The organism is Bradyrhizobium sp. USDA 4354, from assembly GCF_054060315.1.
This window is the reverse complement of the sequence record NZ_JBSSDC010000001.1, coordinates 5325282-5346286: the sequence shown is the minus strand read 5'-3', so window position 1 is coordinate 5346286 and position 21005 is coordinate 5325282. Positions and strand designations below refer to the sequence as shown.

The window sequence follows — 21005 nt, the reverse complement described above, 5'->3', positions numbered from 1 at the left end:
ATTCAGGCTTTCTTCAGACGCCGCTTCCTCGGAAACAGGCGGTCGCGGATGTAGCGCGAGGTCGGCGTCAGGCGTATGCCGCGGGGCTTCTGCCAGGCGGCGCGGTCGATCTCCTTCTTGTCGCCGATCGCCAGCCTGCCCTTGGCGGACTTGGTGATGAAGATCGCGTCGCTCATCTTGCGGCCGGAGCGCTTGTTCCTCGCCTTCACTTCTTTCCAGAGGCTGATCCTGCCGAGCTTCAGCTTGGGCAGCTCCTCCCTGATCTCCCGCCGCAGGCAGTCCTTCTCCGACTCGCGCGCACGCTTGCGGCCGCCCGGGAACATCCACAGGCCGTCCGACCGGCGTCTGACCAACAATACCTTGCCGCGCCTGGCGGCAACCAGCTTGGAAGACTTCGCCATTGCTGCCGTCATCGAACACAGAATCGGCCCAATCGTAACTTGTCTAGTCGAACAGACAAGTTCGCTGCAGCCTTGATCACAGGACGCCAGCCATTGGGTCCTGGCGCGGCACGGCCGGCAGACCGCGCCGTCTGCGGCGCGAGTTCAGCCCTTCCCCGCCTCCGCCCGATCCTCGGTCCTGATCCAGGCCATCATCATTTCCCAGGCCACCGACAGGATGATCGGTCCGATGAACAGTCCGACGATGCCGTGGGCCAGCGTGCCGCCGATCACGCCGACGAAGATCACGATGGTCGGGGTGGTGAGGCCGCGCCCCATGACAAGCGGCTTCAACATGGTGTCGATGAAACCGACGACGACGAGAAACACGGTGAGGAGCAGCGCCGTGGTGACGTCCTTGGCGGTCCAGATCCAGATGATCACCGGCAGCAGCACGAGGAAAGCACCGATCTGCACGATCGAGAGCAGCAACACGATGAAGGCAAGAAGGCCCGCGCTCGACACCGAAGCGAGTTTGAAGCCGATGCCGGCGAGCAGCGCCTGCACGATCGCGACGCCGATCACGCCCTGCGCCACGGCGCGGATGGTCGCGCCCGCAAGCGACAGGAAATGCTCGCTCTGCTCCGGCACGATGCGGAACAGGAAGCTGCGCCCGGCCGCGACCAGCCGCGGCCCATGCGGAAACAGGAAGCCGGCCACGAATACGGAGACGAGAAACTGGAGCGTGCCAAGGCCGGCGTCGCCCGCCAACGAGAGCAGCGGGCCTGCCAGCGGCTGGAGATACGGCGCCACCTCGCGCACCACCGCCCGAACGTTGTTATAAGCCTGGTCCCAGAGGTCATAGAGCCAGGGGCCGACCAGCGGCCACGATTTGAGCTGCTCCGGCGCCGACTGGAGCACGAGGTCCCCGGTGCCGAGCTGGTGTGCCAGCTCGCGCACGCCGTCCACCGCGCTGATGCCGAGCCAAGTCGCCGGACCAATGACGATGCCCAAGGTGATCAGGGTCAGGATCGCTGCTGCGGTCTTGGGCCGGCCGCCGAGGACCTTGGCAACCCAGCTGAACGCCGGATAGAACGCGACCGCCAGCACGCCGCTCCAGGTCAGGATCGGCACGAACGGGCGGATGATCAGAAAGGTCCAGATGATCAGCAGGGCAAGCAGGCCGAGCCGGATCACGAGCTGGATGACGTCCTCTCCGGTCAGGAGCTGACGGAGGCTTTTCACGGGCACAGCTTTCCTTGCGGCATGAACGCAACTTCCGGCGCTTGTGAGGCCCAGCCGTTATTGCCAGCAACGCATCCTGCGTCAAGGCGACTGGAACTGACATGCTCCCGATTGGGAACAGATCGGGCCATTCCGCATTCCGGGACGATGACGCCCCCGCCCGAGAGTCTGGTGGGCCAGCGGATATCGCATCGCCTGCGCTCTAACCAGCTTGGCTAACGCCGATTAACCGGATTTCCCCGCGCCAGTTTACGCCGCTGCAAACGCTGGCGACTACTGTGGATCGAGGTCACCGAAACGCATTCTGGGCAATGGCCAACAGCATCTGGACGATCGAAGAGTTCACCTGTGCGGGTTGCGGCATGAACTACACCGCGACCAGAGAGGAGCACAGCGAGGCCCACACCGGCAGCTTCAAATGCGGCATCTGTAGCGGCGTCGTGCACGCCTGGTCCGGCAAGCACCATTTCTTCGGCTGGCAAGCCGTGAAGACGAGGCCGCTTGTGTTCGGGAGGCGCTGGGCGGGCGTCGAGTGGTAAGCTGCCCGCGGCGTTCACAGGATCGGCCGAATTGCACCGGCGCCGTTTGGACTCCGTTCACCGATCGCCGCTAGATCAGGATGGATCCTCCGCGTCGAACCCCATGGCCGACCTCAACGCCGTCCTGACCAGGCTCAACGACCGTCTGCTCCGCCTCGAGGGCGAGCTGTTCGTGCTGCGCTCGCTGGCGCGCGCGACGCTGACGGCTGGCGACGACCATGCGGCACGCATGCGCAAGCTGGTCGAGGCCGCAAAGGTCGCGCTCGACGACGAAGCCAAGCGCCCTCTGGATAAGCCAACCCGCAAATATGTCGATGCGGCAACCGCACTGGTGGAGGAACTGCTGGTCGAGCCGACGCCGGCGCGGCCGCTGTTCACGGTGATCGACGGTGGCCGGCGCGACTGAGCGCGCCCGCCTTGGCACGGCGATCGATTATCGCCCGTACATGCCGGGAGCGCGTGCGCTATTCGGATAGCACTGTCCGCTCGAATAGTTGTAATCGTAGCCGTGCGGACACAGCCCGCCGCGTCGTCCGTAGTATTCGGGAGCGCCGTAAGCGCCGGGTGCACGCGCCCTGTTCGGATAGCAACTGCCATTTGAGTAATTGTAGTCGTACCCGTGCGGACAGAGGCCGCCACGTCTTCCGTAGTATTCGCCCGGTCCGGGATTCCGCGTATAGACGCCCGGCGCGTGATAGTCATTGGGATAGCAGCGGCCGTTCGAGTGGTTGAAATCATAGCCGTGCGGACACTGTCCGCCCGGACCACCTCTGAACTGAACTTGCTCCACCATGGGCGCCGGCGTTGCGGCAGGCACGGTTGCAAACGCAATCAGGCCGGCCAGCGCAAGCTCGATCATGACAACTCCTCCAAATCACGGGGACAAGCCTATCAGGATTCCCGTCCCACGAAACGACCTGACGATTGAGACACGGCCGGCCTGAACCGTGCATGAACCGGGCTCGGACTGCGACGATGCGTCGGCCCCAAGTCCCGCGCAAAAGTCCCGCGCAACGACTCAGACCTCTAGATCGCCGTGGAATTCTCCGCCTTGAGCCGGCTGAGCCCCGCCTCGATGATCGCGATCTCCTCGTCGATCTGGCCGATCGGCAGGCTGAAATCATAGCCGGACCTGCTCTTCAGATCGACCGCGAGCCGCTGCCTGTGCATCATCAGCTCGTCGAGTCCACGGCGGTTCTTCAGACGCACATAGGCGTCGACGATCTGCTCGATTGCACTCGGCATGAAATCTGTCCCGGCGAAAAGGCCCGGCAGCGCGCCCAGGCCGGCGGACGTTTTCGTGTCGCGGTACGCAATACAAATCCGCGACGGAGTCGTCGATACGCCAAGCTGGTTGAGATCGTGTTACCGCCGGATGATTCGTGATGCATGGCATGAAAAGGCCGCCGGCGATCACGCCAGCGGCCAAAGCCGGGTTCGAAAACGGATGCGGGTTGAAATGTCGCCAGCCCCGGTGGGCAGACGCTATCAGCCGATCAGGGATACCTCTATTACAAACGCAACACAGGAACCGCTTATCGGCCGCTTGCCGTCCGACCGTGGCGCCAACGCTAGTCGATGACGCAAAAATAGGTGCGCGGCAATCGGCGATAGGCGCGGTAGCGGTAATACGGCCGGTAGGCGTAGCCGCGATAGAGCGCCGGCGGCTCCTCGCCGTAATAGGCGCGATGATAGAAATTGATCACCGGCCCCTGGGCGCAACGATAGGTGTCCCAGGTCGGCCCCACCAGCGGCGCGACCCCGGTCTCGGGCGGGACTGCTGGGTACGGGCCACCAGCATGGGCCGAAGTGGCCGCCATCAGTGTCGCGAAAACGAAAAACCGCACGCTGCGCATGCGCCCGCTCCCGAGCCGGTACGATGCCCGCATGGAAGCACCAGAGCGATCGACTGCGCAATCCCGCAGTTCATCGCAGCCGGCGCCCGGCGCATTGTTGATAACCCGCGCAAACGCCGCGCGGATGGTGACAGGGCGTACGGACGTGTTATCGGGGGGATGACGCAGTTGCGAGACGGATCGGACACCCATGCGCATTACCCTCGTCGGCTCCCGCCATTTCGGCGTGACCACCCTGAACATGCTGCGGGAGCACGGCGTCCCCGTCGTCCGCGTCGTGGTGGCCGATGCCGAGGATCGCCTCGCTGCGACCGCCAAGGCCGCTGGCATCGAGGTGGTGGTCCAGGCCAATCCAAAACTGGTGGTGGCGTCCGAGGTTGCCCCCGATACCGATCTGATCATCACGGCGCACAGCCACGCCCGCATCGGCAGGGACGCGCTCGCCTCCACCAAGTTCGGCGGGATCGGCTATCACCCCTCGCTGCTGCCGCGCCATCGCGGCAAGGCCGCGGTGGAATGGACCATCAAGGAAGGCGATCCGATCGCCGGCGGCACGATCTACCATCTCGCCGACCGCATGGACGCCGGCGCGATCGCCGCCCAGGACTGGTGCTTCGTCAAGAAGGGCGAGACAGCACGGGAGCTTTGGGAGCGCGCGCTGGCGCCGCTCGGGCTCAAGCTGCTGGCGGACGTGATCGACTACGTGAAGGTCCACAAGGCGCTGCCCGCCAAAACTCAGGACGAGCAGTTCGCGACCTCCGCGCCAAGCCTTTCCTGAGTCGGCCTTTCCTGAGCCAAGCCTTTTCTGAGCCGAGCCTTTCCTGAGTCGCCCTGACGTTTACCCTTAACGTGAAGGGGCCTTGATTCCGCTTCGAAAATTGGAGCCAAAAGCGCAAATAAACCATTGTTTCCACAGGAACAATTTTCGCTTTGGCATTGCAACAAATTTCCGTCACATTTCGTCCGAATAAGTGACAGCATATCAGACACATTCAAGGACGAATTCATGCGTTTTGGTCGCATTGCGGCGTTCTGTGCCGCCTCAGTTTTCGCCGGCACCCTCGCCGCCCCCGCCTTTGCCCAGAGCCCCTATGACGGCAACTGGCACGTCACCATCGTGACCAAGAGCGGTTCGTGCGAACCGACCGCGAGCTCGATGCTGACGGTTGCCGACGGCAAGATCACCGCGCCCGGCGCTAACGTTTCCGGCACCATCGGTAGCGGGGGACTTGTGAAAGTTTCGATCAATGGTGCATATGCCAACGGTCAACTCAACGGCAACGCCGGATCGGGGAAGTGGAATGGAGCATCTGCAGGCATACCGTGCAGCGGGCGGTGGGAAGCATCGCGCCAATAAACCAATCAAGGCTCGCGCCCCAGGCCGGCGGCTGCTGATGGCGGCCGCCGTTTTGTTTGCGGCGGGCCTCGCCAACTCTGAAAGCAAGGCCCAGGCCGGCCCGTTCGCCCCGATGGCGGGAAGCTGGAGTGGCGGCGGCACTGTCACGCTGGATGACGGCTCGACCGAACGCATCCGCTGCCGGGCCAAATACGCCCCGATCGGCCCCATGATGGAGATGTCGCTGACCTGTGCCAGCGACGCCTACAAGTTCAATCTCGCCGCCAGCGTGAAAGCCGAGGGTAGCGCCGTCACCGGCAGCTGGTCCGAGGCCAGCCGTAACATCTCCGGCTCGCTCCAGGGCCGCGGCAGTGGTGGAAACTTCGAGGTGGTCGTCTCTGCTGCCGGCTTCAACGCCAACCTCGCGCTACGGACGAGTGGCAACAAACAGACCGTCGCGATCCGTGCGGACAGCCAGTTCCGCGGCGCCAACATCTCGATGTCGAAGTAAGACACCAGGGTGACACGACAATCGATCCGGCGACGTCGCCGGATCGATTTTTCATGCGCCCGGCACGAACGCGGTGACCTCGATCTCGACCTTGGCCCGCTCATCCACGAGGCCGCCGATATAGAGCAGCGTCGAGGGCGGGAAATTGCGTCCGAGCGTTTCCTTCCAGGCCGCGCCAATGCCGGCACCGGCCGCTTCATATTCGCTGCGGCTCGTCAGGTACCAGGTCAGGCGGACGATGTGCTCGGGGCCGGCGCCGGCCTCGTCCAGGAGCTTGATGATCCGCTTCAGCGCGGTGGCGACCTGCGCGGCCATGTCGGGCGCGTAATTGCCGGCCTCGTCGCCGCCGGTTTGGCCGGCCAGAACCACCCAGCGGCCCGGGCCCTCGACCACGACGCCATGGGAAAAGCCGCGCGGTTTTTTCCACTCGGCCGGCTGCAAGATATGCATGAGCGAAGCTCTCCCGATCTCGTTGTTTGGAGATGCCTAGCACGACACCCTGCATCGCTGCATCCGCAGATTTGACCGTTGCAAACGCCGGCGATGTCGCCGATACCGACGGTCCCTTCGGATTTCACCCCTCCCCGTCCGCCGCAATGAGCACGACACCGTCCAAAACGATGGCTGCCCTGTGGATGGCCGGCTGGCTGTCACTGATGCTGGTCATGGCGGTTGCCGGGCGTGAGACCACGCGCGAGCTGAATGTTTTTCAGATCATGGAAGTGAGGTCGCTGGTCGGCTTCCTGTTGCTCTCGCCGATCATCTACCGTGCCGGCGGCTTGAAGATGGTCAAGACATCGCGCCTGCCGCAGCATGTCGGGCGCAATTTGGTGCACTATATTGCCCAGCTCGGCTGGTTCTTCGCCCTGACGCTGATCCCGATCGGTCAAGTCGTGGCGATCGAGTTCACAATGCCGATCTGGACGGCCATCCTCGCGGCGAGCTTCCTGTCCGAGCGGATGACTCCATGGAAGATCGCCGCCATCGTGCTCGGACTCGTCGGGGTGATCGTCATCGTCCGACCGGCGACCGGGGAGGTCAATCCGGGCCAGCTCATCGCGCTCGGGGCCGCCATGGGATTTGGCGTCTCGATGGCGCTGGTCAAATCGCTGACCCGCACTGAGAGCGCGCTCTCGATCCTGTTCTGGATGCTGGTGGTGCAGTCGGTCGCAGGCTTCGTTCCGACGCTCTTCGTCTGGACCTGGCCATCGCTCTATGTCTGGGCCTGGGTCGCCGTGATCGCCGTCTGCGGCACATTCTCACACTATTGCCTCGCCAGCGCGATGCGCTACGCCGACGCGACGATCGTGGTTCCGATGGACTTCCTGCGGGTTCCACTGACCGCGACTGCCGGCTGGCTGCTGTATTCCGAGCGGCTCGACGCCTGGACGGTGCTCGGCGCGGTGCTGATCCTTTGCGGCAATCTCCTCAATTTGAAACCAGCTTCGCCCGTTCCCGCCCGCGCGCAGTGAACCTCGCGCCGCCTCGGGCGACAAAACCAAGTGGCCGTGTGATTTGGATCACGTTGGAGAGGCTCTCCATCGTGCACATTCGGCCACACAGCAGCGGGTTGACGCAACGGACTGCCGTTTTGGTGGCGCGAAGTCGGGCACTTCGTGTAGGTTCGTTGCCAATTTGTTGCTGCCTGCAATTCGATTCTGGGGATTTCAGAATGCGCTATCTCACCCTCCTCGCTTCGCTGATGTGCATGGCGCTGTCGATCAGTGCCGCCAAGGCTGACCGCCGCGTCGCCTTTGTCGTGGGCAACGGCTCCTACAAGAACGTCGCGCAATTGCCGAACCCGCCGATCGACGCCAAGGCGATGGCGGCCACGCTGCGCAATGTCGGCTTCGAGGTGATCGAAGGCTCCAATCTCAGCCGCGACCAGATGACGGAGAAGCTGCTGGACTTCGGCCGCAAGGCGCAGGGCTCCGATATCGCGCTGTTCTACTATGCCGGCCACGGCATCGCCGTCAGCGGTACCAACTATCTGCTGCCCGTCGACGCCGACATCAAGTCGGAGATGGACGTCAAGCTGGGGGCCGCCATCAACATCGACCTGACGCTCGAGCAGACCATGGGCGATGCCAAGGTCAAGCTCGTCTTCCTCGATGCCTGCCGTGACAATCCGTTCGCCGCCAAGATCAAGTCGAACTCGGCGACCCGCAGCGTCAACGTCCAGAGCGGTCTCGCCGAGATGAAGTCCGGCGAAGGCACGCTGATCGCGTTCGCCACCGGGCCTGGCCAGACCGCGCTCGACGGCCAGGAGGGCAACAACAGCCCGTTCACCCGCGCACTGATCGACAACATCACCAAGCCCGGCGTCGAGATCCAGCAGGCGATGACCTCGGTCCGCGCCCAAGTCAATGAAGAGACGCGCAAAGGCCAGTTGCCATGGGGCCACACCAACCTGACGGGCTCCGTCTATCTCAATCAGGCCCCGACCTCCCACGTCGCCAACGCCGCCCCGACCGCTTCCGGCATCGTGCCGGCGGCGACCGGGAGCTCGGACGGTGTCGAGCTCGAATACTGGCGCTCGGTGAAGGAGTCCAACAAGCCGGAGGAGCTCAACGCCTATCTCTCCGCCTATCCGAACGGTCAGTTCAAGGCGCTGGCGCTGGCACGCCTCGCGGCGATCAAGAGCGGCCCCTCGACCGCGACCCGCACGCTCAATGCCGGCGTCGATCCCGCGACCTTCACCGACGAGGCCACCCAGCTCACCGAGGACCAGATCGGCCTCGACAAGACCGGGCGTCGCGACGTGCAGCGCCGCCTCACCGGCCTCGGCTTCGACACCAAGCAGACCGGCGTGTTCAGCGACGAGACCCGCGTGGTGATCAAGCGCTGGCAGGCCGCGCGCGGCTATCCGTCATCTGGCTACCTCAATAAGCACCAGCACAAGGCCCTGCTCTCGGAGATCGTGGCAGCCCCGGCAACTGCCAGCGACGGCAGCCAGAAGGCCCCCCGCCGTGCCGCCAGTGCCCCCGCACCCAGCAGTGCGCCGGCTCCGGCTCCCCAGCGCAGCAACCCCGGCGATGCTGCCGGTGCGGCCTTCGTCGGCGGTGTCGTCGGCGGCATGATGGGCGGCATGTTCCGCCGCTGAAACGCGATGCGGATCTCAGATGACAAAAGCCCGGCCCGCGCCGGGCTTTTTCGTTGGTGCGACCGAGTCGCAGCATACTCCGTCATTGCGAGGAGCCCTTGCGACGAAGCAATCCAGGCTGCCACCGCGGAAAGATTCTAGATTGCTTCGCTACGCTCGCAATGACGAGCTCGCCTACTTCCCCGCGGCTTTCCGCAGCGCCTCGTTGATGCGGTCCTGCCAGCCGGGACCGCCCTCCTGGAAGAATTCCAGCACATCCTGGTCGATGCGGAGCGTGACCTGCTCCTTGATGCCGGGAACGGCGTTCTGTTTGGGTGGCGTCGCGGCAACCTTCGCCGTCACCTTCTTGAATGCCGCCTCGGCCTCCGTTCTGGCATCGCCAAGCGTCCGCGGCCGCCTCGGTTGATCCGCCATGTCCTAGATTCCTTCGAACAGAGCCGTCGAAAGATACCGCTCTGAGAAGGACGGTACGATCGCCAGGATGGTCTTTCCCGCAGCTTCGGGGCGTTTGCCGATTTGCAGCGCGGCCGCGATCGCCGCGCCCGAGGAGATGCCGCCCGGAATGCCCTCATGCCGCGCCAGCGCGCGCGCGGTCTCGATCGCCGTCGTCGAGTTGATCTTCACGATCTCGTCGATCACGGAGCGGTCGAGGATGTCAGGGACGAAGCCGGCGCCGATGCCCTGGATCTTGTGCGGGGTATGCTGCCCCCCCGACAGCACCGGGCTCTCCTCCGGTTCGACCGCCACCACGCGCAGCGAGGTCTTGCGCGGCTTGAGCACCTGGCCGACGCCGGTGATCGTGCCGCCGGTGCCGACGCCGGCCACGAAGAAATCGATGTTGCCGCCGGTGTCGTTCCAGATCTCCTCGGCGGTGGTGCGGCGGTGCACCTCGGGATTGGCGAGGTTCTTGAACTGCTGCGGCATCACCGAGTTCGGCGTCGTCTTCAACAGCTCCTCGGCGGCAGCAATCGCGCCCTTCATGCCCTGGGCTGCCGGCGTCAGCACCAGCTCGGCGCCGAGGAAGGCCAGCATCTTGCGCCGCTCGATCGACATCGACTCCGGCATCACCAGCTTGAGCCGGTAGCCGCGCGAAGCCGCCACGAAGGCGAGCGCAATGCCGGTGTTGCCGGAGGTCGGCTCGATCAGCACGGTGTCGGGCTTGACGACGCCCGCCTTTTCCATGGCGATGATCATGGCCGCGCCGATGCGGTCCTTCACGCTTGCGGCAGGATTGAAATATTCAAGTTTTGCCAAAATGGTCGCGTTCACCTCGTGCATGCCGGGCAGCCGGCGGAGGCGCACGACAGGCGTGTTGCCGAAGGCATCGACGATCGAGTCGTAGATCCGGCCGCGGCCGGGTTGGTGCGCTGCACCCGTGGTGGACGATGCGTCCATGATGAACTCCCTGTGGCAATCTGCACTTTTGTCGCGACCATTCTCGCAGTTACAGACAGCTTGCGGCGACACACAAGCGACAATGCGGCACATGTTAAATACGCTGCATCGCAAAATCACGTGAGCGGCAAATATCAGAAAACCAACGCATTTGTGTTGCGACCTCGTCAACTGATTCTGCTTATGTTAGACTTACGTCTTAAAAGCAGGGAGGTCACCACGATGTCAGCAGTTGCTGAAGTGATGTCGACCGTCGCGACCAACCGCGATCCGCGTTGCAGCGAATTGCCCACCTGCCCTGTCTGCGCCGACTCCATGGTCGCCGCCGAAGCATCCGCCTACGTGTCGGACCACATGATCAGCTATCTCTGGACCTGCGACAATTGCGGCTACGGCTTCGTGACCAAGCACGCCGTCAAGCATCGCTTCACCTGCAACTGATCTAGCGTGGGGCGATGTCGCCCCTCGCCCAGTCCTCGCGCGTGCGCTGATAGAATTCGTCGAACTTTCCGTGTGCGATCGCGTCCCTGATGCCCTGCATCAGGAACTGGTAGTAGGCGACATTGATTTCGGACAGCAGCATCGCCCCCAGCGTCTCGCCCGCCTTGACGAGATGGTGCAGATAGGCGCGCGCGCAGTTGCGTGCCGACGGCCACGAGCTCTCCTCATCGAGCGGACGCGGATCGTCGGCGTGGCGCGCGTTGCGCAAATTCACCTGACCGAAGCGCGTGAACGCGACGCCGTGCCGGCCATTGCGGGTCGGCATCACGCAATCGAACATGTCGATGCCGCGCTTCACCGCTTCGAGGATGTCGTCCGGCGTGCCGACGCCCATGAGGTAGCGCGGCCGCTCTCGCGGCAGCAATGGCGCGGTCTCATCGATCATCGCCAGCATCACCGCCTGCGGCTCGCCGACGGCAAGCCCACCGATCGCATAGCCGTGGAAGCCGATCGCAACCAAGCCTTGCGCACTCGCATGACGAAGCTGCGGCACGTCGCCGCCCTGCACGATGCCGAACAGCATGTATCCGTCCGGGGCGCTCTCGAAGGCGCGCTTGCTTCTCTCGCCCCAGCGCAGCGACAATTGCATCGCGCGTTCGATGTCGGCCCGCTCGGCGGGCAGCCGCACGCATTCGTCCATCTGCATGGCGATGTCGGAGCCGAGCAGGCGCTGCACCTCGATCGAGCGCTCCGGCGACAGCTCGACCTTGGCGCCGTCGATGTGCGAGCGAAACGTGACGGCGTTCTCGCTGACTTTGCGCAGATCCGACAGCGACATCACCTGGAAGCCACCGGAATCCGTCAGCATCGGTCCGTTCCACCCGGTGAACCGCTGCAGGCCGCCGAGCGCCGCGATCCGCTCGGCGCTCGGACGCAGCATCAGGTGGTAGGTGTTGCCAAGCACGATGTCGGCGCCTGCATCGCGCACCTCGCGCCAGTGCATGCCCTTCATGGCTCCGGCGGTGCCGACCGGCATGAAGACCGGCGTCCGCACCACGCCGTGCGGCGTGGTCAGCCGTCCGGTGCGCGCGGCCCCATCGGTGGCGAGCAACTCAAAGTGATTGGGAAGGTCATTGTCGGAATTCATGGCGGTGCTTATTGCGTGTCGGAGCAGGCCGATCAACCCGCCAGGCCGCGCTCCGGCCCGTTTGTGCTTCAGACCGGGACACCAACCAGCGCGAGGATTGGTGCCAGCCTACTCTTGCCAAACAAAACGATACAGTGTAGTTTTATCTTGGGGGCTGGACGAGATGCCGCGGCGACTTTGCCGGCGGCGGTAGATGCGTGATCGCCAGCCACCGACAATGCCGCACCCTTCGTGTTCGACCGACGCATCCGTCTCCTCGCGTGACCGGATCAGGCAGAGAGGTGTCGGCCTGATCGAATTGCTGGTCCTGATGGGCAGCCTGGCGCTCGGCGCCTGCACCTCCCTGCCGCGCACACCCTACACGGCTGCTGAAGCCAATGCCTCGCGCGTGCTGGATATCGACGGCCTCCGGCGCTACGCCGACGAGCCGGTCACGAAGTTCAGCTTCGAGAAGGACACCAGCACCGCGACGAAAACCTATCTGGCGCTCTCCGGCGGCGGTGCCGACGGCGCCTACGGTGTCGGCGTGCTCAACGGCTGGACCGCGGCCAGAACCCGCCCCACCTTCTCGGTCGTCTCGGGCGTCAGCACCGGCGGTCTGATCGCGCCCTTTGCGTTTCTCGGCTCGCAATATGACGACACGCTGAAGGAGGTCTACACCAGCGGCATCGCGGAGAGCCTCCTGAACGATCCCAGCATCATGCGCGTGCTGTTCGGATCCGGCCTGTTCGGCAACACGCGGCTGCGCGAGCTGGTCGCACGCTATGTCGGTCCGGAGATCATGGCGCAGGTCGCGCGCGAGCACGCCAAAGGCCGGAAGCTGCTGGTGGTGACGACCGATCTCGACACCCAGCGCACCGCGATCTGGGACATGGGCAAGATCGCCGCGGTCGGAACGCCCGGGGCCCTAAAACTGTTTCGCGACGTGATGGCGGCCTCCGCCAGCATTCCGCTGGTGTTTCCGCCGATCATGATCGACGCCGAAGGCCAGGGCCGCAAATTTCAGGAGATGCATGTCGACGGCGGCGTGACGGCCCCGGTGCTGACTTTGCCGGAAGCCCTGTTGTTCCAGAGCGGCCGCCTGCCCGGCAGTGCGAAGATGGACATCTACATCCTCGTCAACAAGAAGATCGAACGCAACTTCGAGCTCGTCTCCAACGGCACGATCGACGTTGCCTCACGGAGCCTGTCGGCGATCACCCAATCGCAGACCCGTTCGATCATCTTCTCGACTTACGACTTCGCCAAGCGCAACCGGCTCGGCTTCCACCTCTCCTACATCGCGCGCGATTACCCTGCCCCGCCCTCGGAAGGGTTCGATACCGCCTATATGCGGGCGCTGTATCAGTACGGATACGAGAAGGCCGCATCCGGGCAGGCCTGGACCTCGACGCTCCCGTGAGCCGGCGCGACGGAACGAGGCCGTATCGAGACCGTTGACGATACGGCCAATTCGGCCAGATTCGCGATGACGCCCCGGTTGCTGCGCGTTATAGAGCAAGACGACCGTCAGAAACGCGCAGGAATCATTGGGCATGGGATTGACTGCGACCAGGACAAGACCGGCAGCGCCACGGCGCGAGGTGCCGAAATCGCGCGGCGGCCGGCCGACGAAGTCAGCCGCGATCGAGCGCGATCAGCGGCTGATCGAGGTCGCCACCCGCCTGTTCCTGGATCGCGGCTTCGATGCGACCTCACTCGACGCGGTCGCGGAAGCGGCCCGAGTGAGCAAGCCCACGGTCTATTCCCGCTATGGCGACAAGCGCGGTCTGTTTGCGGCCGTGCTGAGGCGCGAGATCGCGCGCTGGCTTGCGCCGCTCTCCGCCGCGGCGGAGACGCAGCTCTCCAGCGCCTCGAACATCTCGGTCGAGCAGCGGCTGGTCGAGATCGGACGCGAGATGCTGACATTCACCTGCGGTCCCGACGCCGTCGCCTTCAGCCGCATGATGACGTCGCAGGCCATCAACTTCCCCGACGTCGCCAAGCTCGGCAAGGAGGAAGGCTGGCTCAAGGCCGTCGCCACCACCGCGCGCTTCTTCGACCATCTGGTGGCGCAAGGTGCGCTCGACGTCGAAGACACCACCATTGCAGCCGAGGTGTTTCTCGACGTCGTCGTCGGTCACACCCACCGCATGGCGACGTTCGGAACGGCGCTGGAGCTGAAGGCCGCGGAAAAGCGCATGCGCGCGGCGATCAAGCTGTTCCTGGCCGGCGCGCTGGGGCCTGCCGACCGCGTCCAGGACGCCCCCAAGGTCACGCCTCGGCGCCGCTCCTCCCGCTGACAATTCCGTGAGCTCGCGAACTTTCCCCAGGGTGGACGGCGCGGCCTCATTGACCAAAATAAAACGATACGGTATGGTTTAGTTATAAGTCGGTACGGGTCGCTTTTTCACCAGCCCCAAAGAGGTCCGGACCGCTTCGATCGTCACGGCGGGTCCAGCCCGCCGCGGCGCTCCGCGGCCGGCCGATGCCCAAGGCCGGCCGCGAATTCTTTACGATCATCCGGCACACTCGCTGGCCGAGGGTTTCGAGCATGACGACAGCCAAACGATGGACCTCGCAACTGCTTGCGATCGCGTTGCCCGCACTGCTCATCGCCGCGCCGGCACGGGCAATCGTGACCGCGGGCACGCCGACCGCGCTTCACAGCGACACAGATGGTGATGCTGAAGCGGAGCGCCAGGCGGTCAGCCGCGAGATCGAACGATTCCGCAGTTCCTCGATCACGATCAGCCAGGCCATGGCGATCGCGGAAGCCCGCCATGCCGGCGCCACGACGGCGGATGTGAGCTTCGACGGCGCCGCGGGCGTGCCGGTCTACCGGGTCAAGACCCTGCACAACGACCGCATCTGGCGCCACACCATCAACGCTTCGACCGGCGAGCTGGTCGGCGGCGAAGCCGCCCTGCCCCTCACTGAGCTCGACCATGAGGACCGCAGCAACCTCGCTGCGTTAGGTGCGATCAGGCACCGCCTCGCCGATGCCGTACGGGTCGCCGAGCGCGCAGCCTCGGGCAAGGCCATCAGCGGCGGGCTGGTCCGCGAACGCGGCCGGCTCAATTTTGCGATCGTCGTGATCAGCGGCGACGACCTCAAGGAGGTCATCTTGGAGCCGCCGGGCGCCAAGACGAAATAGCGACCGCCAGATAGCGGCGGCCCCGCTCCCCGGCATCGACCGGGGCGAAAAGCCATTGACGGCCGCAAGACTCTCCCGCATAAGTCGCCGCCATGTTCACGACCACCAAACGCACGACCAAAACCACCACGGCCTCAGGGGCCCGGGGAGGCGTGCGCGCGTAGGTCGTCGACTTAAACGCATCAGCTCTACGGCAAGCCCCGCCCTCGATGGTCCGGGGCTTTTTTTGTTGTCTGAATTCTCAATGCAATGGAGGACAAAGTGAGTAACGATCCCGTCGTCGCGATTGTCGGCGTCACCGGTGCGGTCGGCGCCGAATTCATCGCCACCATGGACAAGCGTGGTTTCCGCGTCGGCAAGCTCAAGGCGCTGGCCAGCGCCCGCTCGGCCGGCAAGACGGTGTCGTTCCGCGGGCAAAGCGTCGTCATCGAGGAATTGACCGAGCGCGCCTTCGAGGGCGTCGACATCGCGCTGTTCTCCGCCGGCGGCAGCATCTCCAGGAAGTTCGCTCCGATCGCGGTCAAGGCCGGCGCCGTCGTGGTCGACAACTCCTCGGCCTTCCGCATGGACCCGAACGTGCCGCTGGTGATCCCGGAGATCAACGCGAACCGCATCCGCGACCACAAGGGCATCATCGCCAACCCGAACTGCGCCGCGATCACCGCGCTGGTGCCGCTCTGGCCGATCCACCAGAAGAACCGCATCAAGCGCGTGATCATCTCGACCTACCAGGCCGCCTCCGGCGCCGGCGCCGCCGCGATGGAGGAGCTCGTCGAGTCCACCCGCGCCAATCTCAACGGGCAGGTCTATACGCCCAGGGTGATGCCGCACCCCTACGCCTTCAACCTCTTCAACCACAACACGGCAATCGATCCCGAGACCGGCTACAACGACGAAGAGACCAAGGTCATCAAGGAGACCCGCAAGATCTTCGAGGACGACGCCATCGCCGTCGGCGTCACCTGCGTGCGCGTGCCGGTGCTGCGCGCCCATTGCGAGGCCATCACCTTCGAATGCGAGAAGCCGATCACCGAGGACCAGGTCCGTGCCATCATGGCCCAGGCGCCCGGCGTGAAGGTGATCGACGACCGCGCCAAGAACTACTTCCCGATGCCGATCGACGCCTCGGGCCAGGACGACGTCCTGGTCGGCCGCATCCGCAAGGATCTCAGCGACGCTAGCGGGCATTCGATCTCGATGTTCGTGGCCGCCGATCAGCTGCTCAAGGGTGCGGCGCTGAATGCGGTGCAGATCGCCGAACTCTTGCCGCAGCGCGTGATGGCGTAACAGCGAGATGTGTAGGGTGGGCAAAGGCGCGCAAGCGCCGTGCCCACCATTCCCTCCCGCATTCAAGAAAGACGGCGGGCATGCTTCCGCCTTCGCTCGTCGAGCTACGGCGGACAAGTCGCTTTGTCCACCTTACGGCGGCTTACCGCGCAGTCAGGTCAACGCCGCCACGATATCCGTCTTGGCGAAATCGGCTCCTTTGAAGAGCAGCGGTTCCGAACGCAGTTTGGCAAGAGCGTAGACCGTACAATCGACGATGTTGAGTTGTGCCGAATGTCCTCCACCCTTGCCAAACCGTTGAAACGCTTCGAACGCAGCTTTGGCCATCTCGGCGTCGAACGGCACGACGACAATTCCGGCGGTCTCCAGTAACTCGTCGAAAAACGCCACAGCTGCTGCCCCGAAGCGAGGAGAGAACGATCTTGGCTTCCAGGACCGCGACTGCCGACATCGACAGGGTGTCAGCATCCAGCATGGCCGTCCGGTAGCGTTGCCCATCCGGCTCATTGGTTACTGTCGCGATGATCGCAGACGTATCCAGTACCTTCAGGACGGTAGCCCGAAACGGTCGTAGCCCAGAATTTCGTCAGCAGATCGGGAATCCAGAACGGGCAAGCTAGCGGTCCGCTCGAAGAACGACGTCAAGGCGGCCCTTCTATCGGCGACCGGCGAGCCGACACGAGACAAGCGCTCCTCAATGGCGCGCTCCAGCGCCGTCTCGATGTCTTCCCCCGTCAGGCGGGCGAGGCGCTGGGCAAGCTCATCGACTTTCGCGGAACGGATGTTCATCGGCCACTCGATCCATACCAACGGCGTGAACAGCATAGCACACGAACGCCGCCGGGTCACTCCCGCGCCCGAAACAACAGGCACGCATCGCCATACGAATAGAACCGGTACCCGCTCGCGATCGCATGCGCGTAGGCCTGCTTCATCGTCTCCAGTCCCGAGAAGGCCGACACCAGCATGAACAGCGTCGACCTCGGCAAATGGAAATTGGTCATCAGGACATCGACGGCGCGGAAGCGATAGCCCGGGGTGATGAAGATCGAGGTCTCGGCCGCGAACGGCTGGATCGTGCCGTCTTCGCTCGCCGCGCTTTCCAGCAGCCGCAGTGACGTCGTGCCGACCGCGACGATGCGGCCGCCGTTCTTCCGCGCCGTGTTGAGCCGCTCCGCCGTCTCAGCCGAGATCGTGCCCCACTCGGCATGCATCTTGTGGCCCTCGGTGTCGTCGACCTTGACAGGCAGGAACGTCCCTGCCCCGACATGCAGGGTGATGCGGTTGAGGCCGACGTCGCGCGCGCGCAGCGCCTGCTCCAGTGCGGGCGTGAAATGCAGGCCTGCAGTGGGAGCCGCGACTGCACCTTCGTTGGCCGCGAACATGGTCTGGTAGTCCGCAAAATCCTGATCGTCAGGCGTGCGCTTGGAGGCGATGTAGGGCGGCAGCGGCGGGCTGCCGAGATCGGCGATGGCCTGGTCGAGCGCCGGGCCGTGGAACGAGAACGAGAGCGTCACCTCACCTTCCGTCCCCTTGGCCTCGACCTCGGCGTCGAGATGGCCGAGCAGGCAGACCTTGCCCTCATTGCCGAAGCGGATGCGGTCGCCGGCTGTGAGCTTCTTCGCCGGCTTCACAAGCGCCTGCCAGCGCGAGCCGTCGAGCCGCTTGATCAGCGTCGCCTCGATCTTCGGCTCGGTCTCGCGGCCGATGCGGCGGCCCCTCAGCTGCGCCGCGATCACCTTGGTATCGTTGACGACGAGCTGGTCGCCAGGCTTCAGCCATTGCGGCAGGTCGGAAACGACCTGGTCGCGCAGCATGCCGTCTTCCACGACCAGCATCCGCGCAGAGTCGCGCGGGCTCGCCGGGCGCAAGGCGACGCGCTCGGCGGGCAGGTCGAAATCGAAGAGATCGGTGCGCATGTCTGGCTCGGCGCCGCACAGTCCGACCCTCATGGTGAGGAGGCGCATGGCGCCGTCTCGAACCATGAAGGCCGAGCTGCAGCAGCGGGGCCTTCATCCTTCGAGACGCGCGTTCCGCGCTCCTCAGGATGAGGGGCAGCTGCCTACTCCTTGTCCGCTGCCATCCGCGCCTTGACGATCTTGTCCGGATTCATCACAGGCTCGCCGCGCTTGATCTTGTCGACGTTCTCCATGCCTTCGGTGACCTTGCCCCAGACCGTGTATTGGTTGTCGAGGAAGCGGGCGTCGTCGAAGCAGATGAAAAACTGGCTGTCGCCTGAATCGGGATTGGCGGCGCGGGCCATCGAGGCGGTGCCGCGCACATGCGGCTCCTTGTTGAACTCGGCCTTGAGCTTCTTGCCGGAGCCGCCGGTGCCGGTGCCGTGCGGGCAGCCGGTCTGCGCCATGAAACCCTCGATCACGCGGTGGAATACGATGCCGTCGTAGAAGCCCTCGCGCACCAGCTCCTTGATGCGCGCGACGTGGTTCGGCGCGAGATCGGGCCGCATCTCAATGGTGACGGGGCCCTGCGTGGTCTCGAGGATCAGGGTGTTTTCGGTGACGCTCATACTCGTCTCTCTTGCGTTGGGGGTGAAGTCTTCCGGTTGCGGAACTGGATCGCGAATGGACGCCCCGCAGCTGCGCCGGCCATTGCATCGGTAAATGGCACCGGCGTGCAGCGTTGCAACGCCTCCATCACCGCGATCCGGTATTGCAGCCGGTCATTGTCGGAGGCCTCCGCGGATTCATAGGTAATCCTTGGATGGCCCAGAATGTTTCCGGCCCGGTTAAAGCTCACGACGACGGTGATGTCGAGGGGGCGGGCCTTGGCGGGCGGCGGCGGTCTCCAGCAGGTACGCAAATGCCGGAAGATGTCCTGGATGGTGTTGACCTGTGCGTCCTCGGCCTTCGCGCCTGAGACACCGAGCAGCAGCACCGCGACAGCGAGCAGAAGCCTGTTGCCGCAGCGCGCCATCGCGTTGTCCTACTTGATGTCGGATGCGACCTGCACCTTCACCATCTTGTCGGGATCGGTGACGGAGCCGCCGGGCGAGCCGGCAGGCGCCTTCTTCAGCTTGTCGACGACGTCCATGCCCTGCACGACCTCGCCGATCACCGTGTACTGGCCATCGAGGCTGCCGCCGTCGGCGAACATGATGAAGAACTGCGAGTTGGCGCTGTCGACGCTGTCGCCGCGCCGGGCCATGCCGACGATGCCGCGGGCAAAATGCACCTTGGAGAATTCCTGCTTCAGGTTCGGATATTTCGAGCCGCCGGTGCCGTTGCCGTTCTGGCCGTCACCCGTCTGCGCCATGAAGCCGTCCATCACGCGGTGGAACGGCACGTTATTGTAGAAGCCCTCGCGCGCCAACTGCTTGATGCGCTCGGCATGCTGCGGCGCGATGTCGGTCCGGAGCTTGATGACGATGCGGCCCTTGGTGCTGTCGATGACGATGGCGTTGGCCTTGTCGAGGTTTGCCGGCAATTGCTGCGCCACCGCCGGCACCGCGAACAGAAGCGCGGCAAGAACTGCGAGAATTCGGATCATGACAACTCCGGTCGGGATTAAGAAAGGAAGCGGGCCGTTATCCCGTGAATTTGGCCTTGAGCTGTGCCGCGACCTGCGGCGGGACAAAGGCCGAGACATCCCCGCCCATGCCGGCGATCTGGCGCACCAAAGTGGCGGTGATCGGGCGGACCATGGGAGAGGCCGGCAGGAAGACCGTATGCACCTCGGGCGCCATGGCCTCGTTCATGCCGGCGAGTTGCATCTCGTAATCGAGGTCGCTGCCGTCGCGCAGCCCCCGGATCATGATGGTCGCACCGTGCTTGCGCGCCGCGGTCACCGACAGATCGTCAAACGTCGTCGCCTCGAGCACGCAGCCGGCCTGGGCCGCGATCGGACCGCAGACGTCATGGAGCATCTCCAGCCGCTCCTCGGTGGAGAACAGCGGCTTCTTGCCGGGGTGCACGCCGATCGCGACCACGAGCCTGTCGCACAGCGAGACGCTGTGCCGGACCACGTCCAGATGGCCGTTGGTGATGGGGTCGAAGGAACCTGGGTAGAAGGCAATGCGCGACATGGCTCCGTCCTACCGCGCCCGGCCCGGCCCGGCAAGCCGGGCAGGTTCCTTGTCCGTTTCCGGACGCTTCACCCGGAAAATGCCGCGCCGGACGTCGGCAATGGCCGTTTTGTTTCGTCCTCGGGGCAGCCACGAAACAAAACGGAGCACGAACGAAACCATTTCCCGCATCGGCGAAGACGTCCGGAAACTGGCCATGGTTACTAGTCCAGCCAACGAATGACGGGCCGCTCACGAGGCGCAGGCGGCCGCATCACAGGGGACTGTCAATGATCAAGACTCTTTCAGCGATCGCTCTGTCTGCGTGTGTTGCCGCAGCCCTCACCCTTCTGCCCGGCTTTGCTCCGACCGTCGAAGCCAGCGTGCCGCAGCCGCTCGCCAAAAGCGACCGGCTCGATATCCGCAGCATCGGAAAGGACTGCTCACAGCAGGCCTGGCCAAACTTCGAGGCTTCGTGCCTGCGTCGCGCCGGCACCAAGGCCAATGTCCGCGAGGCGCGCCTCGTCACCGCGGACCGCACCCCGTAGCCGGGCTCAGGCCATTTCGTGTCAGCTAAGCGGTTCGTAGCCCGGATCGAGCCCAGCGCA

General features: G+C 64.5%; 30 protein-coding genes. 13 read left to right on the top strand and 17 right to left on the bottom strand.

From position 1 onward, the window contains the following. Positions 1-2: 2 nt before the first annotated feature. Both ACVIIV_RS24785 and ACVIIV_RS24780 read right to left on the bottom strand, forming a co-directional pair. On the bottom strand, positions 3-401 hold the full coding sequence (locus ACVIIV_RS24785; RefSeq protein ID WP_456746476.1) for an NUDIX hydrolase: 399 nt from the start codon (positions 399-401) through the stop codon (positions 3-5). A 144-nt stretch (positions 402-545) separates the two neighbouring features. Then, on the bottom strand, positions 546-1625 hold the full coding sequence (locus ACVIIV_RS24780) for an AI-2E family transporter (protein WP_456746475.1): 1080 nt from the start codon (positions 1623-1625) through the stop codon (positions 546-548). A gap of 311 nt (positions 1626-1936) precedes the next feature. Between ACVIIV_RS24780 and ACVIIV_RS24775 the strand changes: the two genes are divergently transcribed. After that, entirely contained in the window at positions 1937-2164 is a 228-nt protein-coding gene (locus ACVIIV_RS24775) for a hypothetical protein (RefSeq protein WP_456746474.1), read from the top strand. A gap of 103 nt (positions 2165-2267) precedes the next feature. Continuing rightward, positions 2268-2570, top strand: coding sequence for a hypothetical protein (locus tag ACVIIV_RS24770; protein ID WP_027575377.1), 303 nt, complete (start codon positions 2268-2270; stop codon positions 2568-2570). Between the two features lie 27 nt (positions 2571-2597). On the opposite strand, the gene ACVIIV_RS24765 is transcribed toward ACVIIV_RS24770, so the two are convergent. From ACVIIV_RS24765 to ACVIIV_RS24755, 3 genes are all read right to left on the bottom strand, one after another. Then, the gene (locus tag ACVIIV_RS24765; protein WP_456746473.1) at positions 2598-3023 is read right to left on the bottom strand and encodes a hypothetical protein; all 426 of its coding nucleotides are present in this window, start codon (positions 3021-3023) and stop codon (positions 2598-2600) included. 167 nt (positions 3024-3190) lie between these two features. After that, positions 3191-3409: a hypothetical protein gene (locus tag ACVIIV_RS24760; RefSeq protein ID WP_456746472.1), complete on the bottom strand. Its 219-nt coding sequence runs from the start codon at positions 3407-3409 to the stop codon at positions 3191-3193. 326 nt (positions 3410-3735) lie between these two features. Next, a complete protein-coding gene (locus ACVIIV_RS24755) occupies positions 3736-4020 on the bottom strand; it encodes a hypothetical protein (RefSeq protein WP_456746471.1) in 285 nt (94 codons plus the stop codon). Between the two features lie 190 nt (positions 4021-4210). Between ACVIIV_RS24755 and ACVIIV_RS24750 the strand changes: the two genes are divergently transcribed. From ACVIIV_RS24750 to ACVIIV_RS24740, 3 genes are all read left to right on the top strand, one after another. Further along, positions 4211-4798, top strand: coding sequence for a formyltransferase family protein (locus tag ACVIIV_RS24750; RefSeq protein WP_456746470.1), 588 nt, complete (start codon positions 4211-4213; stop codon positions 4796-4798). 228 nt (positions 4799-5026) lie between these two features. Continuing rightward, positions 5027-5377: a hypothetical protein gene (locus ACVIIV_RS24745; RefSeq protein ID WP_456746469.1), complete on the top strand. Its 351-nt coding sequence runs from the start codon at positions 5027-5029 to the stop codon at positions 5375-5377. After that, the gene (locus tag ACVIIV_RS24740) at positions 5322-5867 is read left to right on the top strand and encodes a hypothetical protein (RefSeq protein WP_456746468.1); all 546 of its coding nucleotides are present in this window, start codon (positions 5322-5324) and stop codon (positions 5865-5867) included. Before ACVIIV_RS24745 ends, ACVIIV_RS24740 begins: the two co-directional genes overlap by 56 nt. A 51-nt stretch (positions 5868-5918) precedes the next feature. Here ACVIIV_RS24740 and ACVIIV_RS24735 read toward each other — a convergent pair whose 3' ends face one another. Further along, a complete protein-coding gene (locus tag ACVIIV_RS24735) occupies positions 5919-6317 on the bottom strand; it encodes a RidA family protein (RefSeq protein ID WP_456746467.1) in 399 nt (132 codons plus the stop codon). Positions 6318-6463: 146 nt separating this feature from the next. On the opposite strand from ACVIIV_RS24735, the gene ACVIIV_RS24730 reads away from it, so the two are divergent. Beyond that, a complete protein-coding gene (locus ACVIIV_RS24730) occupies positions 6464-7339 on the top strand; it encodes a DMT family transporter (protein WP_456748815.1) in 876 nt (291 codons plus the stop codon). Positions 7340-7539: 200 nt separating this feature from the next. Beyond that, the gene (locus tag ACVIIV_RS24725; protein WP_456746466.1) at positions 7540-8970 is read left to right on the top strand and encodes a caspase family protein; all 1431 of its coding nucleotides are present in this window, start codon (positions 7540-7542) and stop codon (positions 8968-8970) included. Positions 8971-9144: 174 nt separating this feature from the next. On the opposite strand, the gene ACVIIV_RS24720 is transcribed toward ACVIIV_RS24725, so the two are convergent. Both ACVIIV_RS24720 and cysK read right to left on the bottom strand, forming a co-directional pair. Further along, entirely contained in the window at positions 9145-9384 is a 240-nt protein-coding gene (locus ACVIIV_RS24720; protein ID WP_456746465.1) for a BrnA antitoxin family protein, read from the bottom strand. Positions 9385-9387: 3 nt separating this feature from the next. After that, positions 9388-10365, bottom strand: coding sequence for a cysteine synthase A (gene cysK, locus ACVIIV_RS24715; RefSeq protein ID WP_456746464.1), 978 nt, complete (start codon positions 10363-10365; stop codon positions 9388-9390). A 222-nt stretch (positions 10366-10587) separates the two neighbouring features. Between cysK and ACVIIV_RS24710 the strand changes: the two genes are divergently transcribed. Further along, positions 10588-10806, top strand: coding sequence for a hypothetical protein (locus ACVIIV_RS24710; RefSeq protein ID WP_027575364.1), 219 nt, complete (start codon positions 10588-10590; stop codon positions 10804-10806). Position 10807: 1 nt separating this feature from the next. Here ACVIIV_RS24710 and tgt read toward each other — a convergent pair whose 3' ends face one another. Continuing rightward, positions 10808-11953 carry a tRNA guanosine(34) transglycosylase Tgt gene (gene tgt, locus ACVIIV_RS24705; protein WP_456746463.1) on the bottom strand — a complete coding sequence of 382 codons (1146 nt, stop codon included), beginning with the start codon at positions 11951-11953 and terminating at the stop codon, positions 10808-10810. 193 nt (positions 11954-12146) lie between these two features. Here tgt and ACVIIV_RS24700 point away from each other — a divergent pair, with 193 nt between their 5' ends. The 4 genes from ACVIIV_RS24700 (at position 12147) to ACVIIV_RS24685 (ending at position 16376) form a co-directional block, all read left to right on the top strand. After that, positions 12147-13355: a patatin-like phospholipase family protein gene (locus ACVIIV_RS24700; protein ID WP_456746462.1), complete on the top strand. Its 1209-nt coding sequence runs from the start codon at positions 12147-12149 to the stop codon at positions 13353-13355. 133 nt (positions 13356-13488) lie between these two features. Continuing rightward, positions 13489-14235: a TetR/AcrR family transcriptional regulator gene (locus ACVIIV_RS24695; protein WP_100230641.1), complete on the top strand. Its 747-nt coding sequence runs from the start codon at positions 13489-13491 to the stop codon at positions 14233-14235. A gap of 251 nt (positions 14236-14486) precedes the next feature. After that, a complete protein-coding gene (locus tag ACVIIV_RS24690; protein WP_456746461.1) occupies positions 14487-15089 on the top strand; it encodes a PepSY domain-containing protein in 603 nt (200 codons plus the stop codon). 249 nt (positions 15090-15338) lie between these two features. Then, a complete protein-coding gene (locus ACVIIV_RS24685) occupies positions 15339-16376 on the top strand; it encodes an aspartate-semialdehyde dehydrogenase (RefSeq protein WP_456746460.1) in 1038 nt (345 codons plus the stop codon). A 153-nt stretch (positions 16377-16529) separates the two neighbouring features. On the opposite strand, the gene ACVIIV_RS24680 is transcribed toward ACVIIV_RS24685, so the two are convergent. The 8 genes from ACVIIV_RS24680 to ACVIIV_RS24645 all read right to left on the bottom strand — a co-directional run bounded on the left by ACVIIV_RS24680 (position 16530) and on the right by ACVIIV_RS24645 (position 20616). Continuing rightward, entirely contained in the window at positions 16530-16844 is a 315-nt protein-coding gene (locus ACVIIV_RS24680; protein WP_456748814.1) for a PIN domain-containing protein, read from the bottom strand. A 78-nt stretch (positions 16845-16922) separates the two neighbouring features. Then, positions 16923-17201 carry a type II toxin-antitoxin system VapB family antitoxin gene (locus ACVIIV_RS24675; protein ID WP_456746459.1) on the bottom strand — a complete coding sequence of 93 codons (279 nt, stop codon included), beginning with the start codon at positions 17199-17201 and terminating at the stop codon, positions 16923-16925. A 20-nt stretch (positions 17202-17221) separates the two neighbouring features. Then, entirely contained in the window at positions 17222-18295 is a 1074-nt protein-coding gene (queA, locus tag ACVIIV_RS24670) for a tRNA preQ1(34) S-adenosylmethionine ribosyltransferase-isomerase QueA (protein ID WP_456748813.1), read from the bottom strand. Between the two features lie 143 nt (positions 18296-18438). Next, a complete protein-coding gene (locus ACVIIV_RS24665; RefSeq protein WP_122403170.1) occupies positions 18439-18903 on the bottom strand; it encodes a peptidylprolyl isomerase in 465 nt (154 codons plus the stop codon). Further along, on the bottom strand, positions 18900-19310 hold the full coding sequence (locus tag ACVIIV_RS24660; protein WP_456746458.1) for a hypothetical protein: 411 nt from the start codon (positions 19308-19310) through the stop codon (positions 18900-18902). The genes ACVIIV_RS24665 and ACVIIV_RS24660 overlap by 4 nt, the downstream gene beginning before the upstream one ends. Positions 19311-19319: 9 nt before the next feature. Next, positions 19320-19883: a peptidylprolyl isomerase gene (locus ACVIIV_RS24655; protein WP_456746457.1), complete on the bottom strand. Its 564-nt coding sequence runs from the start codon at positions 19881-19883 to the stop codon at positions 19320-19322. Between the two features lie 37 nt (positions 19884-19920). After that, positions 19921-20418, bottom strand: coding sequence for a pantetheine-phosphate adenylyltransferase (gene coaD / locus ACVIIV_RS24650; protein ID WP_456746456.1), 498 nt, complete (start codon positions 20416-20418; stop codon positions 19921-19923). Positions 20419-20427: 9 nt separating this feature from the next. After that, positions 20428-20616 (bottom strand): hypothetical protein, encoded by a 189-nt coding sequence (locus tag ACVIIV_RS24645; protein WP_456746455.1) that lies wholly within the window; start codon positions 20614-20616, stop codon positions 20428-20430. Positions 20617-20687: 71 nt separating this feature from the next. On the opposite strand from ACVIIV_RS24645, the gene ACVIIV_RS24640 reads away from it, so the two are divergent. Further along, the gene (locus ACVIIV_RS24640) at positions 20688-20945 is read left to right on the top strand and encodes a hypothetical protein (RefSeq protein ID WP_456746454.1); all 258 of its coding nucleotides are present in this window, start codon (positions 20688-20690) and stop codon (positions 20943-20945) included. Positions 20946-21005: the final 60 nt, after the last annotated feature.